This is a genomic window from Streptococcus sp. 2018037, assembly GCF_019754195.1.
Lineage (GTDB): Bacteria > Bacillota > Bacilli > Lactobacillales > Streptococcaceae > Streptococcus > Streptococcus hashimotonensis.
Map to the genome: position 1 here is coordinate 20,259 of NZ_JAIJZQ010000020.1, position 15,628 is coordinate 35,886.

Below are 15,628 nucleotides of genomic sequence, written 5' to 3' on the forward strand. Positions count from 1 at the left end.
AAAGAAAAGGAAAGACAAGCATGAATATTCCAATTTCCATCATCATGGGGTCTAGTTCTGACTGGAAAACCATGAAAAAAGCAGCCGATGTGCTGGACAAATTTGGCGTAGCCTATGAAAAGAAAGTGGTCTCTGCCCACCGCACGCCAGACCTCATGTTCCGTCATGCTGAAGAAGCTCGTGGCCGTGGCATTAAGGTCATCATCGCAGGAGCGGGCGGTGCGGCTCATTTGCCAGGTATGGTAGCAGCCAAGACCACCCTGCCTGTCATTGGTGTCCCTGTCCAATCCCGTGCCCTTAGCGGTGTGGATTCCCTCTATTCTATCGTGCAGATGCCGGGCGGTGTGCCTGTTGCGACTATGGCGATTGGCGAAGCAGGTGCGACCAATGCAGCCCTGACAGCTCTTCGCATTCTCTCCATTGAAGATCAAACCATTGCAACTCAGCTGGCAGATTTTGCCAAGGAACAAGAAAAAATTGCGGAGGCGATGACAGATGACCTCATCTAAGACAATCGGAATTATCGGAGGCGGTCAGCTGGGGCAGATGATGGCTATTTCCGCTATTTATATGGGCCACAAGGTGATCACTCTGGATCCTGCAGCAGACTGCCCAGCCTCCAAGGTCAGCGAGGTCATCGTCGCTCCCTATCACGATGTAGCGGCTCTCAAACAGCTGTCGGAGCGGTGCGATGTCCTGACCTACGAGTTTGAAAATGTTGATGCCGACGGACTGGACGCGGTCATCAAGGACGGTCAGCTCCCTCAAGGGACAGATCTCCTCCGCATTTCCCAGAACCGCATTTTTGAGAAGGATTTTTTGGCAAAAAAAGCTGGCGTGCAAGTCGCCCCCTACAAAGTCGTCACATCTAGCCTAGATTTAGAAGGTCTGGACCTCAGCAAAAACTATGTCTTAAAAACAGCCACTGGGGGCTATGATGGACATGGTCAGAAGGTCATTCGAGAAGAGGCGGACTTGGTAGAAGCCAGTCAGCTAGCCAACTCTGCCGAGTGTGTTTTGGAAGAGTTTGTGAATTTTGACCTGGAAATCTCAGTCCTTGTGTCTGGCAATGGCTCCGACTACACCGTCTTTCCTGTGCAGGAAAATATCCACCGCAATAATATTCTTTACAAGACCATTGTGCCTGCCCGTATTTCAGATGAACTAGCTGAAAAAGCCAAAACCATGGCCCTGCAAATCGCAGACAGGCTCCATTTGGCAGGCACCCTCTGTGTTGAAATGTTTGTAGCAGGTCAGGATATTCTGGTCAACGAAATCGCCCCTCGGCCACATAATTCGGGGCATTATTCCATTGAAGCCTGTGATTTTTCACAGTTTGATACCCATATCCGAGGCGTTTTAGGGGAGCCTTTACCTCCTATTCGCCTGCTCTCTCCAGCCGTTATGATCAACGTCCTCGGACAAGACATGGAAGCCGTCCAAACATTTCTTCAAGAAAACCCTACCGCCCATCCCCACTTTTATGGTAAACTAGAAGGGAAGCACAATCGCAAAATGGGACACGTGACGGTGTTGGGTGGCGTACCAGATGAGGTTGTAGAATTTTAGGAGGAAAATCCGATGAATGATTTAGTTTCGGAAGAAAATGTTAATTTAAATCCAAGTAGTTTAACGACTCAAGGGAATTTAGTGGTGGATGAAGTTGTAAAATCATTAGGGATGCCAAGAGAAATTTTGCCACCAAATGATGAAATAAGTACGGCTTTAATGTTATTACCTAGAGAATTAAACTTAATTCCTCCTAGATTACGGAATCAATTTATTGCAAAGGCTTGTATTGCTTCTTCGGTTGGATTGTTTGATGGAGCGATAATATATGTATGGAATTGTGTAATTACGGAACTTCGTAGTCGAGTCAGTTCATTTGGTATGGAGATGATTGCGCAAATTTCAGGTAATTCTAAGCCAGACAATTTTTTAGACAAAATTCAAGATGTAGATTTATTAGATTTGTGTTATCAGCTAAATATTATTGATGAACAAGGACATTTTTATTTACAACAGTGTCGAGAAATTAGAAATAATGCATCTATAGCTCATCCATCAAATATTAATATAGATGATAGAGAACTTGTTACTTTTATTAGTCGTTGCTGTAAGTACGGTTTGTCAGAATCGGTAATTAGTGCAGGAATTGATATAAAGTCTTTGAATGCTGTGCTTTCAGGTGATCAAGATACAGAGGTATTGAGTCATTTTGTTAGTCTCTTGAAGTCAACATTTCGTTCACAGCAGACTTTGGTATATAAATTACTTTATTCAAATTATATAGACTCCTCTAAATCTAGCTTGGTTCGTTCTAACGCCTTGGCGATTGCAAAAGGAACATCAGAATTATTATCTGAAAATCCTGATATTATTATAGAGCTATTGGATAAGCATAATCAATACTTATTATCAGGGACACCAGATCAGAGAACCAATTCCAAAAAGTTTTTTGAAGAAATAGGTCAATTGAATAGTCTTTCAGAGGTTGAGAAAATTTCTTCGTTTAGTAAAGCAATAAATAATTTACGAACAGCACATTGTGGGATGAATAACTTTTATAATGAACCTCCATTTGCAGAAAGACTTCAAGAGTTATCTGAGCAAATTAATCCGATACCGGAACAAATTATTGGGAAGTATGTACAGGTCAATTTAGATTGTTATGTTGGTAATTCTTACGGAATTAGCTGGAGTGCTGCAGCGGATTGTGAAAAAATGTTGCAAAATTTAACTCCAAAAGGAATTGAAAATCTAATTACTCGATTGAATTCAGTTTCACAAACTCTCACAGCGAATCAAAAGGAAAGAATAAGAAGTTTACTGACTTATCATGAACATTCTCTTATTCCATTTCCTATTCAAAAAACTCAAATTCAAACTTTGAAATCTAAGTTTGCATAATTTCTTAATTCTTAGTAAGGAGAAAACAAAACATGCTATCACGTTATTCCCGCCCTGAGATGGCGGCTATTTGGAGTGAAGAGAACAAGTACAAGGCTTGGTTGGAGGTGGAGATCCTCGCTGATGAGGCTTGGGCTGAGTTGGGTGAGATTCCCAAGGAAGATGTGGCCTTGATTCGTGAGAAGGCGACTTTTGACATTGACCGCATTTTAGAGATTGAAGAGGAAACCCGTCACGATGTGGTGGCTTTCACGCGTGCGGTTTCGGAAAGTCTTGGTGAGGAACGCAAGTGGGTCCACTATGGTCTGACATCGACCGATGTGGTGGATACGGCTTACGGCTATCTCTACAAGCAAGCCAACGACATTATACGTCGTGACCTTGAAAACTTTACCAATATCATCGCCAACAAGGCGCGTGAGCACAAGTACACCATCATGATGGGTCGGACCCACGGTGTCCATGCGGAGCCAACGACCTTCGGTCTTAAACTGGCGACTTGGTATAGCGAAATGAAACGCAATATGGAGCGTTTTGATATGGCAGCCAAGGGCGTTGAGGCTGGTAAAATTTCAGGTGCGGTTGGTAACTTTGCCAATATTCCTCCATTTGTGGAAGAGTATGTTTGTGGCAAATTGGGCATTCGTCCGCAAGAAATTTCGACCCAGGTCCTTCCTCGTGACCTCCACGCAGAATATTTCTCAGCCCTAGCCTTGATTGCAACGTCTATCGAGCGTATGGCGACAGAAATCCGTGGGCTACAAAAATCTGAACAACGCGAAGTCGAAGAGTATTTCGCCAAAGGCCAAAAGGGCAGCTCTGCTATGCCCCATAAACGCAACCCTATCGGCTCTGAAAATATGACCGGTCTGGCTCGTGTGGTACGTGGTCACTTGGTAACGGCTTTTGAAAATGTGGCTCTCTGGCACGAACGTGATATTTCTCACTCGTCAGCAGAGCGGATTATCACGCCGGATACGACTATTCTTATCAACTATATGCTCAATCGTTTTGGCAATATCGTTAAGAACTTGACGGTCTTCCCTGAAAATATGAAACGCAATATGGAGTCAACTTTTGGCTTGATTTACAGCCAGCGTGTGATGCTCAGCTTGATTGAGAAAGGCATGACCCGTGAGGAGGCCTATGACTTGGTGCAACCAAAAACCGCACAGTCATGGGACAATCAAGTGGACTTCAAGCCCCTTCTCGAAGCGGATGAGCGCGTGACAGCTAAACTCAGCCAGGAAGAAATTGATGAACTCTTCAACCCAGACTACTATGCTAAGCGGGTTGATGACATCTTTGAACGACTTGGATTATAAAAAAATTAAAATTCTTTGGATTTTCCAGAGAATTTTTTTGTTTACTTGCGAATAAATAGGTGAAGGGGAAAACAAGCTCCTTCCGCTAGACAATCATTCGTGAGTAAAAATAAATTATTTTTTACAAAAGTTTACGAATAGATAAGTGTGGGGGAAGCAAGCTCACAACTTATTCAAAAAAATAAAAAATTTTTCCAAAAAAGAAAATTTTTGCGAATAAGTAAGTGAGAGGGAAAACACCCCTCAAGGAGATACACACTTGAAAAAATAAATCATTTTCCAAATGATTTACGAATAAACAAGTGTAGGAAAAATGAAAGGAGAAGAAGGATGATTATAGCACCAGCTTTATGGATTTTATCATGGTGGAAAAAATAAGTTTGTTTTAATTTAGGGGAGTAGAGATGATAACAGTTCAACATATCCATAAACAGTTTGGAGACAAGGTTGCCTTAGACAACATTAGCTTTGACATTCAAGAAGGACAAATCTTTGGATTCTTGGGTCCCTCTGGCTCGGGAAAGACAACCATGATTAAGATTATTACCGGGCAGCTACCAGCAGATAGCGGAAAATCTTATCTACTAGGTAAAGAATCGACCCTATTGTCACCAGAGGACTTTGAAGCAATGGGCTTGGTCAGTGATGCAAGTGGTTTCTTCGAGAAGATGACCTTAGAAAATAATTTGTTGTTCTATGCAAAATTCTTTGGTGTCAGTCCGAAAGAAGTAGAGGTTATTCTACAAAAAGTAGGGTTGCTGGATAGTAAAAAGACAATTGCAGAAAAACTATCTACAGGCATGAAGCAACGAATGTTGCTTGCAAGAGCCTTAATCAATTCACCAAAAGTATTGTTTCTTGATGAGCCGACAAGCGGTCTAGATCCTACAACTTCAAAGCGGATTCATGAACTCTTATTGGAGCTAAAGGGTAAGGGGACGACGATCTTCTTGACCACGCATGATATGTCAGAAGCGACATTCTTATGTGATCAATTGGTTCTATTGAATCAAGGAAATTTGGTTGAAAAGGGAAGTCCGCAGGATTTGATTCATAAGTACAATGTCACTAAAAAAGTGAGGGTTACTTTTGAGGACGGTAGTGATCATGAGCTATTGTTTAGTGAATTGACACCTGAAAAGTTAGCTCAGGCGACAACTATTCACTCTTGTGAGCCGACTTTGGAAGATATTTTTATTCAACAGACAGGAGCAGTCTTAAATGTATAAACGATTTTTAGCCTTACTTTGGCTTCGAACACAAGTCTTGGTGACCAATAAGAACATTCTATTGCCAGTATTGATGCCCTATTTCATGTTACTACTGTTTAAGTTTGTGATGAAAACAGATGATACTAAGGCAATGGATTTAATGGGAATTTGTTTTTCAATGGCTATTGGTATGTCAGTAGGAAGTCCTATATCAGCAATGATTTCTGAAGAAAAGGAAAAGAATAATCTGTCTACCTTGTTACTGACAGGTGTTCGCCCAAGTGAATATGTGCTGTCTATTTTGTGTTATCCTGTTGTCATTAGCTTTGTCAACCTCATTCTATTTCCAGCTATCACACAGGCTGATGTATCAGGATATATTCTTAGCTATTCGGTTATCATGCTTTTGACATCACTAGCTTCTATTCTAATCAATCTTTTAATCGGGGCAACTTCCCAATCTCAATCCAAGTCACAGGTTACCTCGATGCTTATCACAATGGCAGTATCTATGGGACCTAGCCTGTCTTTGATGAATGAGACAGTGGGGCAGATTTTGAAATATAGTTTTCTAGGAGCTTATATTGAATTTTTCAAAAATCCCCATTTTGAACTTTTGAATCAAGAATTCTATTACCTATTGGGGTGGATTGCCCTGATTAGTTTGGCCTTGATTCTATATTTGGGAAATTGGCGGAAATATTTTAGGAACTCCCTATCAGGAATAAAAGAAAAAATTCAATATTCTTTATAATATGAGTAAATTAGAAAGGAGAAATTTATGGTATCAGCATTCATTATCGGTGTCGGTGTAGGAATTATTGTTTATTGTATTCAAAACTAATAGGAAATTGAAGAAAGAGTATTATATTATGAAGGAGGAGAAATACATGCTAGTAGCTGCAGTTACAGGTTTCGTTGTTGGTTATGTGGCGGCACATTATTTGAGACCATAATTGATGGTGAAATATGAGTATTAAAATTCTTTGGTTTTTCCAGAGAATTTTTCTTTTTGTTTACGAATAAATAAGTGAGGGAGTTTTTGCTCATCTATCTTATTGATAAAAAGGGGAAACAATATGAATATATTTAGGTCTATTTTTAAATCGATTATCTATAGAAGAGATGTTGCTTTGTTTTATGCCTTTGCTGGTTTACCAATCTTAGTTCCGATATTGTCTAAATTTTTAGTAGGCGTAAAGGCTGAATATACAGACAATTTTTTAGATTTTCTAGGAGCAGCATTGGCAACACAGGATGGGATTGTGTTACCAACATTGCTGTTATCCTTGATAATTTCCGCAGTTTTTAGGGATGAGATTGATAGCGGTATTCTATTTTTATATAAAGATCTGAATAGAACTCGACTTTTTAATGCAAAAATCATTAGTTTAGTGACGATGTACGCCTCTTATGTCCTTCTAACAATGCTGACAAGTGCGATTGCTTATTTTGGTTTCTTGAATGCTTCTGGAAAAGTAGTATCAGATGATTGGGGTAATGTACAGTCTACTTTGCTATCTATTTTTGCAACAATTTCAATCAATGTTATCGGTATTCTATTGGTTGCCATGGTTTCTATCAAAGCCAAATCCTTACAGGCAGTTTTAGCAGGAGTTTTTTGGTCGTTATTTACAACAACTGCACCATTTCTCATTGGAGTTCGTTATGTCGTACCGAATGGCTATGCTCAGATGAACCTTAATCAGCCACTGCTTGCATGGTCCTTGGTAGCAGCTATAACGACATTTTATATTGTTGCTATCTATCTCAAAGGCCGTTCGAACTTTGAAAAGCTGGAGTTTTAGAAATAGTTAGAAAAAGGAGTTACTTATGCTTAAAATCAATCATTTATCAAAACAGTTTGCAGGAAACGAATTTTACTCACTAAAAGATGTGAGTTTAGAGATCAATAAGGGCGAGATTGTTGGTCTGATTGGGAAAAACGGAGCTGGAAAATCCACGCTCATGAAATTAATGGCCAAGTCCCTAAAACCAAGTTCAGGAACCATTACTTATAAGGGTACGGATATTTTTAGCCAGGATAATTTGTTGGCAGACTTTGGAATTATGATTGATCCCGTCTTCTATCCAGAAATGACCGTTATGGACAATCTCAAGTTTTATTTGGACCTGCATGGGAAAAAAGAGCTCTATCCAAATATTGAGAAGACTTTGAAATTGGTAGAGTTATGGGATGCTCGTAATCGGAAACCCAAGGGATTCTCGTTTGGTATGAAACAACGGACTGCTTTAGCGATTGCCTTGGTTGCGGAGCCAGATTTCCTTATCTTAGATGAGCCTTTTGTGGGCTTGGACCCGATTGGTGTTCAGAAATTGATTGATATTTTGAAGCAGTGGTCGAGTGAGCGACAAATTTCCATGTTGATTTCGAGTCACCAACTGGGTGAGCTGGAGGCCTTGTGTAGCCGCTATGTCTATATCGAATCGGGAGAATTGGCAGAGGCTTTTGAAGGCAAATCTCATCCAAGTGTACTCGTGCAGTTGGATACGACTAAAAACCTAGATTCTGTAGAGGCTTTGCTCAATGACCATGTGGTGCTAGAGGGGGAAGTGTTAGAGATTTCCACTGCTACACCTACAAGTGAGCTAAATCAGATTTTTGGTGTGCTGGCTCGTCAAGAATTGATTGTGAAACTAGAAGTGAAAGAGAATCACTTGAAAGAAATCTTTACGAAAGGGTAGTGAGTATGAAGCAAATTTTTCCAGCTATCTTTAAAACGATTTGGAAGCGAAAGGAGACGCAGATTTATCTCCTGTTCACTTTGTTTCCTTTTATTTATCTGGTCACTTCATTTATTGAAGGGTCGAATTTTATGCAAATTCATGCTAGTGAGGGGTCGGTTAGTCTCGTTGCCTTTACGAATATGATGATGAGCTCTGTGGATAGTTTTATTCTTCCTAGTTTGACCCTGTATTTCTTGGCTATCTCTGTCTTTAGGAAAGAAGTAGATGAACATACCATGTTTTTATACAGAGATCTTGGGCGGAAACAGATTTTCTGGTCTAAATATTTGGGTCTCTTAGCAACAATTGTTATTTTCTATGGTCTCTTCTTTGCGACATCTGCATTTGTACATTATGTCAGGGTAATCCATCTGCCTTTTGGCAGTCCGTCCGTTTTTGATACTAGTTTGGCAGAGAGCTTGAGTAATGTGTTCTGTATTGTCGCTTATTTGCTAAAAGATATTTTATCGGTTAGTTTGGCAACGGCTCTTTGCTTGTATCTGAAAAATATTACCACAATGGTCACAGGATTTTTGGTGACGATTACGATGATGATTTTAGCAGTTGTTGGCGGTCCAGTTGCGATGATTTTTCCAACTACTTATATGCCTTTGGCGAGCGAAGGGCTTACAGGAGCGGGACTTGCTTACTTAGGAGCTATCGGTGTTACAATTGTTTACGTACTCGTATTTACTAAAATTGCTGTGAAAAAATTCAAGAATTTGGAGTTCTAGGTATGAATAGAAGACTCGTAGGAGTGTTGTTGAAATCGCTCAATAAAACGATGTTCTCGTTTGGAATAGTGCTGAGTGCTCTTGGGGTTGGAATGGGCTTATTTCTCCCCCAGTTTATTGGTCAGTTGCTAGATCAAACCTATTTAAGCAATCTATTAACACGACCAGCATTGCTGGCTGGCTTCATCCTTTTCTTTGTCTCGGTCTATACGGTACAAGCCCTATCCAATTATTTCATCGGGCGTAGTGGTAGTAAGGCACTCAAACAGTTGCAACAATTTATTTATGAATCATTGTTGACTACATCTGTAAGGGACTTGGATCAGTACCAATCAGGCGATCTTGCCAGTCGTTTGACCAATGATATGTCGGTTGTTCTGAACTTCATCACCGTTATTCTTCCAAATTTCTTGATGAATGGTTTGATGGTTATCGGGTCAATTTATTTTCTGTGGACCATCAGTCCGTGGCTCACGGGTCTTAGTCTCTTGTTGCTTCCTTTGTTGTCAATGGTTATGATTCCAATGAACCAGCGGTTGGAAGGTTACTACTCTGCTTACCAAGAAGGATTAGGGCAGGTTTCTAGTAGAATTAGTCATAAATTTACAACAATTCGTTTGATGAAGGCCTTTCAGGGAGAAAAGCATGAACAACGAGAGATGGGCAAGTCTTTTCAGAAACTGTCACAAACCTTTGAGAGAATGATTAGACTATCAGCGGTGCAACATACTTTAGTTAGTAGCTTGATGACGGGTTTTATCATCCTGGTGTTACTTGTAGCAGGTATAGAAGTGACCAAGGGTGTGATGACCATGGCAACACTGACAACATTTGTCTTATATATGATGCAATTGATTGAGCCTGTGACAGATATTGCTTCTTCCTTAAACGAGTTGACAGAGTTTCGTGCGGTTTCTAAACGCTTGGTAGAATTATTGGAATTGTACAAGGAAGAACAAGTAGATACAGAGAAGGTTATTGAGAATACGGGTATTCAATTAAAGAATCTTCATTTTTCTTACCGTGAAGAACCAGTGTTGAACGGTTTATCTGTTGACATTCCTGCGGGTTCTCATGTGGCGATTGTTGGTCCAAGTGGGGCAGGAAAGTCAACTATTTTTGCCTTGCTGATGAAATACTATCAAGACTACCAAGGAGAGATTCGGATTGGTCAACAATGCTTAAGTGATATTTCAACCAAGGAGATGAGAAGATTGATTTCCTTCATACCTCAAGACAATACTCTCTTCCATGGAACGATTAGAGAAAATCTATTGTATGGAAAGAACGAGTCTGTGTCTGAAGAGCGTATTGCTCATATTCTCAAGGAGTTGGGATTGTCTCATTTAGTAGCTGAGTTGGAAGATGGTTTAGATACTCGGATTTCAGAAAATGGGACAGGTTTGTCGGAAGGCCAAAAACAACGGTTTAGCATTGCGAGAGCCTTGTTGTTAGAGCATCCTATCTATTTGTTGGATGAGGCGACAGCGAGTTTAGATACTGTCACAGAACGTGTCATTAGCAAAGCGATTGACCGTTTAACAGCTGGGAAAACAAGGCTAACCATTGCTCACCGTTTGCACAAAGTGCGTGAGGCGGATGCGATTCTGGTCTTAGATAAAAATGGGCAAGTAGCCGATTATGGTCCTCACCAGCAGTTAGTGGAGAGAAATCATCTCTATCAAGATTTCTTAAGAGGATTACCGCAAGCCAGTTAGTGAATGGGAGTCGATGGACCGACCAGTCTAAGTCTAGGGTTACCTAATAATAAAATGGAACACTAATGATTACTTGTATAATAAATAGATAGGAGAAGAGAATGAAACAAACAACATATACATTATCTTTGGGAGGAAGTGACAGAGGGAGCTCTAGAGTCTTAAAAATGGAAGAAAGGTTTGAAAAATATATGGAGGGAATCGCAGAGCGGTTACGGCGTTCTGGGAAGAGGAGTATTGACAAATGGTTTGTTCATGTGCGAATTGAGGAGTAAAGTAACTGTGACAAAAATTCACAGATGTTTTTATAAATAATGAAAAACACATAAAATGAATTCTGTTTTAGTTTCCCTTAAGCTTGGCGAGTTATACTATATCCAAGCTAGAAATAGCAGAAATACTTTTCACCTAAAGGTGTCCCTAGCTCTAAGCCGCAAGCGACAAGAGCTAGGGATTATATAATCTCCTGGAAATACTGGATTCACTGAGTCTGGTATTTTCATTTTATGCTATAATGGTTTCATGACAAATCGAATTTTAGACATGGAACAAATGCAGGACGAGGAATACGTTGAGCGTACCCTACGTCCGCAGAAATTAAATGAATACATCGGTCAGGACAAGGTCAAGGACCAGCTGAAAATCTTTATCGAGGCAGCCAAGCTCCGTGATGAAGCCTTGGACCATACGCTTCTTTTTGGTCCTCCAGGTCTGGGTAAGACCACCATGGCCTTTGTCATTGCCAATGAACTAGGCGTCAATATCAAGCAGACCAGTGGTCCCGTCATTGAAAAGGCAGGCGATTTGGTGGCCCTTCTCAACGATTTGGAGCCAGGCGATGTCCTCTTTATCGATGAAATCCACCGTATGCCCATGGCGGTTGAGGAGATTCTCTACTCTGCTATGGAGGATTTCTACATTGACATCATGATTGGAGCAGGGGAATCCAGCCGCTCTGTGCATCTGGAGTTACCACCGTTTACCCTGATTGGAGCGACCACTCGTGCGGGGATGCTGTCCAATCCCCTGCGGGCTCGTTTTGGTATCACTGGTCACATGGAGTATTACGAACTGGCTGATTTGACCGAGATTGTCGAGCGGACAGCGGATATCTTTGAGATGGAGATTACCCATGAAGCAGCGATCGAGCTGGCTCGTCGTTCGCGGGGGACCCCTCGTATCGCCAACCGCCTGCTCAAGCGGGTGCGGGATTTTGCACAGATTATGGGCGACGGCCTGATTGACGATAGCATTACGGACAAGGCTCTGACCATGCTGGACGTGGACCGAGAGGGGCTGGACTATGTGGACCAGAAGATTCTTCGGACCATGATTGAGATGTACGGCGGCGGTCCTGTCGGCCTCAACACCCTGTCGGTCAATATCGCCGAGGAGCGTGAGACGGTGGAGGACATGTATGAGCCTTACCTGATTCAGCAGGGCTTTCTCATGCGGACACGGACGGGGCGGGTTGCGACAGCCAAGGCCTACGAGCACTTGGGTTATCCCTATACGGAAAAATAATGGCAGAGCAGATGAGACGAGTAGCCAGTTTATTTGGAGATTGGCCTGAGGCAATTATTTGGACCTGTTTAGAGGGCAGAATGGGACAGATTCATGTAGATAATACCCAGTCTCCCCAGTCAGCCCTAGCTCTCTATGGACGGCAGAGCTTCTTTGGTTTTTTGGCCGGAAAACCAAATGTGGACTTGCTAAAAATGTGTGAGGGAAAGGATATTATTTTAGTACCCCAAAACCAAGCCTGGTCAGACTTGATAGAAGGGACTTACGGAGACAGGATCCGGTCCTTTACCCGTTATGCTACGAAAAAAGATACTAGTTTTGACCTTGGGCATTTGCAGAAACTGATTGATGCCCTACCTGAAGAGTTTGACCTGAAAGTGATTGACCGTAATCTGTATGATGCCTGTCTGGTGGAAGACTGGTCACGCGATTTGGTGGGTAATTATGCTGATGTGGAGCAGTTTTTAGACTTGGGTCTAGGCTATGTCATCTTACATAAGGAACAGGTGGTGTCAGGTGCCTCATCCTATGCCAGTTATTTAGGTGGGATTGAGATAGAAGTGGATACTAGGGAAGACTATCGAGGTTTGGGTTTAGCTAGAGCTTGTGCTGCTCAGTTAATCTTAGCTTGTTTAGACCGTAATCTCTATCCTAGCTGGGATGCCCATACTCTGACTTCCTTGAAACTGGCTGAAAAATTGGGTTACCAATTGGACAAGCCCTATCAAGCATATGAATGGAGATAAGATGACACCGACATTTATTTGGGATTTGGATGGAACCCTTTTGGATTCCTATGAAGCGATTTTGGCTGGAATTCAGGAAACCTATGAACACTATGATCTTCCTTTTGACCGCGAAGAAGTAAGAAATTTCATTCTTCGCTATTCTGTCAAGGATTTGCTGGTGCGTGATGCGGCCAAGTACGGTCTGGATAGCGATGAACTTAATCGTGTGCGTGCGACTTCCTTGAAGGAGAAAAATACGCAGATTCCCTTGATGGCTGGTGCGCGTGAAATTCTGGGCTGGACAGCAGAGAAAGAAATTCAAAATTTCGTTTATACCCACAAGAGTGACAATGCTTTTCAGGTTTTGGAGGAGTTGGGCATTGCTCACCATTTCACAGAAATCTTGACCAGCGATTCTGGTTTTTCCCGCAAACCAAGTCCAGAAGCTCTGCTATTTCTCATCGAAAAATACGACCTGGAAAAGGAACGTACTTACTATATTGGTGACCGTCGGCTTGATGTGGAAACGGCTATTAATGCGGGTATTCATAGTATCAATCTGCAAATTGATGGCGTGGAGCAGAATTGGAAGATTGTTTCTTTATTGGACATAAAACAAATATTAACAGATAAATCAAGTCATAACAACCTGTGAAAACGGGTGGCTTGTACACCAGCTATAAGCTGTTTCTCTCCAGCAACATCTAAAGACGTCCGCTGAACTTCGTTTAGGTTAGTGCTATGACTACTTGATTAATGGGAGCGGGAAAGAACTCAACCATTCATAGAAGAGTTCGTCAACAAGTCTTTATTTCTAGTTGTTGAGCTGAAACAGTCTATCCCCAGACTGTTTCACTCCCACCCCCGCACAGCTCAAACTGTCTGGGAGACAGTTTGAGGTTGGAGATAAAGCGAACTCTGTTCGCAACAGTCGTAATGGTCAGATTTGGAGTGTAAAACACGAACAAATCTGCCAATCAACCACTGCGCTGAGATGTTGACACTAACTTTGAGAAGCGGTACTGGGCTTTTTGCCCAGTCTCTTTTATCTTGTTATGGCTTCAAGCTATAATAAAAAATGAATCCAGCCGTCTGTTTTAAGAAGAGCATGATATGGAATTTGTGTAATATATTTGATATAATTTAAAAAGTATATTTGGAGGTGTGGTTTATGAACGATAAGGAATTTGGACAGCGTGTACGTCAATTACGAGAATCTGTTAGCATGACACGTGAACAGTTTTGTGACGATGAACTGGAACTCTCTGTGCGCCAATTAACTCGTATTGAAGCAGGTACTTCCAAGCCGACTTTTTCAAAGATTCAGTATATTGCAACTCGTTTAGGTATGGGACTTTACGAGCTTATGCCAGATTACGTATCCTTACCCGAAAGATATTCCAAGCTGAAGTTTGATGTGCTTCGCACCCCAACTTATGGTAATGAAGATTTGGCGGAAAAGCGAGATGCCATGATGACAGAAATCTATGACGATTATTATGATGAATTGCCTGAGGAGGAGAAGATAGCAATAGATGCGATTCAATCACGAATTGATACTTTAGAGTCAGGTACAGCAGGCTTTGGAAAAGAGATACTGGAAGACTACTTTGAACAAATTTTTCGCAAACGAAAGTATGAATTGAATGATTTGTTGATTGTTAGGCTCCATCTTGAATATGTTAGGTTATCTAGCTGTGATTCAGAAATATTTAGACAGTTTTTGAAAATTATAGAGCATTTACATGAGCAAATCAATATCATCAATTCAAATGATTTATTTGTTCTAAGGGATACATTGTTATCTTGTGTAAACATTTTGGGAAGTAAAAAATATTACGAACCAATACCAAAGATATTTGACAGTGTAGATAAGATTATACAGTCGACACAAGATTTTCAGAAAAAGCCCATTGTTAGTGTATTAAAATGGAAATATGCACTTTTTGTGGATAAGGATCGGGATGAGGCTGAAAAGCATTATCTAGATGCGGTGCTATTTGCAAAATTGATAGAAAATAGAGAGTTAGAACAAAAGATAGAAGAAGATTGGAGAGTTGACAATCAATAAAGTGACATTTTTGTCCTGTTGAAGAATTGTGAAAAGCATTATACTAAACTCATAAAGATTAAAGGAGATTAGTAACATGTTTAACTGTTTGAAATTTTTTGGTCGTCTTGGCGGTAACTGGGGAACATGGGTTGAAGAATAATATTATTAAAAAGGGAGTGGGACAGAACTCGACCATTCATAGAAGAGTTCGTCAACAAGTCTTTATTTCTAGTTGTTGAGCTGAAACAGTCTATTCCCATATTGTTTCACTCCCACCCCCGCACAGCTCAAACTGTCTGGGAGACAGTTTGAGGTTGGAGGTGAAGCGAACTTTGTTCGCAACAGTCGTAATGGTCAGATTTGGAGTGTGAAAAACGAATTGCTGAGATTTGCTTCGCAAATCTTATCTCCAACCTTTAACAGTCCACTGGACTGTTAAACCCAATCATCTACTGCGCTGAGATATTGACACGAACTTTGAGAAGCGAGGCTGGTCTTTTTGCCCAATGTCATTAAGTTAACTAACCTATCACATTTTGTGGTGGGTTAGTTTTTATGTTACACTAAAAATAAAAGGGGAAAAGTCATGCTAGATCAGATTAAAGCTCATTTACTTGATAGTATTAACGACATCGTTTCCACCGCAAACCAGTTTGTGCTTCATCCTGAAAAAGATT

At 41.1% G+C, this 15,628-nt stretch carries 15 protein-coding genes; all 15 read left to right on the top strand.

What is annotated here, in order from left to right; translation table 11 throughout:
* Nucleotides 1-20: 20 nt before the first annotated feature.
* The 15 genes from purE to K5Q29_RS07920 all read left to right on the top strand — a co-directional run bounded on the left by purE (nt 21) and on the right by K5Q29_RS07920 (nt 14,969).
* Nucleotides 21-509 (top strand): 5-(carboxyamino)imidazole ribonucleotide mutase, encoded by a 489-nt coding sequence (purE, locus tag K5Q29_RS07850; RefSeq protein ID WP_029172079.1) that lies wholly within the window; start codon nt 21-23, stop codon nt 507-509.
* Nucleotides 496-1,569, top strand: coding sequence for a 5-(carboxyamino)imidazole ribonucleotide synthase (gene purK / locus K5Q29_RS07855; protein WP_105138885.1), 1,074 nt, complete (start codon nt 496-498; stop codon nt 1,567-1,569). Before purE ends, purK begins: the two co-directional genes overlap by 14 nt.
* Before the next feature lie 12 nt (nt 1,570-1,581).
* Nucleotides 1,582-2,910, top strand: coding sequence for a hypothetical protein (locus tag K5Q29_RS07860; RefSeq protein ID WP_105138886.1), 1,329 nt, complete (start codon nt 1,582-1,584; stop codon nt 2,908-2,910).
* Nucleotides 2,911-2,942: 32 nt separating this feature from the next.
* Nucleotides 2,943-4,235, top strand: coding sequence for an adenylosuccinate lyase (gene purB, locus K5Q29_RS07865; protein WP_105138887.1), 1,293 nt, complete (start codon nt 2,943-2,945; stop codon nt 4,233-4,235).
* 404 nt (nt 4,236-4,639) lie between these two features.
* Nucleotides 4,640-5,464 carry an ABC transporter ATP-binding protein gene (locus tag K5Q29_RS07870; RefSeq protein ID WP_105138888.1) on the top strand — a complete coding sequence of 275 codons (825 nt, stop codon included), beginning with the start codon at nt 4,640-4,642 and terminating at the stop codon, nt 5,462-5,464.
* A complete protein-coding gene (locus K5Q29_RS07875; protein ID WP_105138889.1) occupies nt 5,457-6,200 on the top strand; it encodes an ABC transporter permease in 744 nt (247 codons plus the stop codon). Before K5Q29_RS07870 ends, K5Q29_RS07875 begins: the two co-directional genes overlap by 8 nt.
* 325 nt (nt 6,201-6,525) lie before the next feature.
* The gene (locus K5Q29_RS07880; protein ID WP_105138890.1) at nt 6,526-7,254 is read left to right on the top strand and encodes an amino acid transporter; all 729 of its coding nucleotides are present in this window, start codon (nt 6,526-6,528) and stop codon (nt 7,252-7,254) included.
* Nucleotides 7,255-7,279: 25 nt separating this feature from the next.
* Nucleotides 7,280-8,152 carry an ABC transporter ATP-binding protein gene (locus K5Q29_RS07885; protein WP_105138891.1) on the top strand — a complete coding sequence of 291 codons (873 nt, stop codon included), beginning with the start codon at nt 7,280-7,282 and terminating at the stop codon, nt 8,150-8,152.
* Between the two features lie 5 nt (nt 8,153-8,157).
* Entirely contained in the window at nt 8,158-8,928 is a 771-nt protein-coding gene (locus K5Q29_RS07890; protein ID WP_105138892.1) for a hypothetical protein, read from the top strand.
* A gap of 2 nt (nt 8,929-8,930) precedes the next feature.
* A complete protein-coding gene (locus K5Q29_RS07895) occupies nt 8,931-10,646 on the top strand; it encodes an ABC transporter ATP-binding protein (RefSeq protein ID WP_105138893.1) in 1,716 nt (571 codons plus the stop codon).
* 101 nt (nt 10,647-10,747) lie between these two features.
* The gene (locus tag K5Q29_RS07900; protein ID WP_172013734.1) at nt 10,748-10,921 is read left to right on the top strand and encodes a hypothetical protein; all 174 of its coding nucleotides are present in this window, start codon (nt 10,748-10,750) and stop codon (nt 10,919-10,921) included.
* Between the two features lie 247 nt (nt 10,922-11,168).
* The gene (gene ruvB / locus K5Q29_RS07905) at nt 11,169-12,170 is read left to right on the top strand and encodes a Holliday junction branch migration DNA helicase RuvB (protein WP_105138894.1); all 1,002 of its coding nucleotides are present in this window, start codon (nt 11,169-11,171) and stop codon (nt 12,168-12,170) included.
* On the top strand, nt 12,170-12,916 hold the full coding sequence (locus tag K5Q29_RS07910) for a GNAT family N-acetyltransferase (RefSeq protein WP_105138895.1): 747 nt from the start codon (nt 12,170-12,172) through the stop codon (nt 12,914-12,916). Before ruvB ends, K5Q29_RS07910 begins: the two co-directional genes overlap by 1 nt.
* 1 nt (nt 12,917) lies before the next feature.
* Nucleotides 12,918-13,553, top strand: coding sequence for an HAD-IA family hydrolase (locus tag K5Q29_RS07915; protein ID WP_105138896.1), 636 nt, complete (start codon nt 12,918-12,920; stop codon nt 13,551-13,553).
* Nucleotides 13,554-14,069: 516 nt separating this feature from the next.
* On the top strand, nt 14,070-14,969 hold the full coding sequence (locus tag K5Q29_RS07920) for a helix-turn-helix domain-containing protein (RefSeq protein WP_105138897.1): 900 nt from the start codon (nt 14,070-14,072) through the stop codon (nt 14,967-14,969).
* Nucleotides 14,970-15,628: the final 659 nt, after the last annotated feature.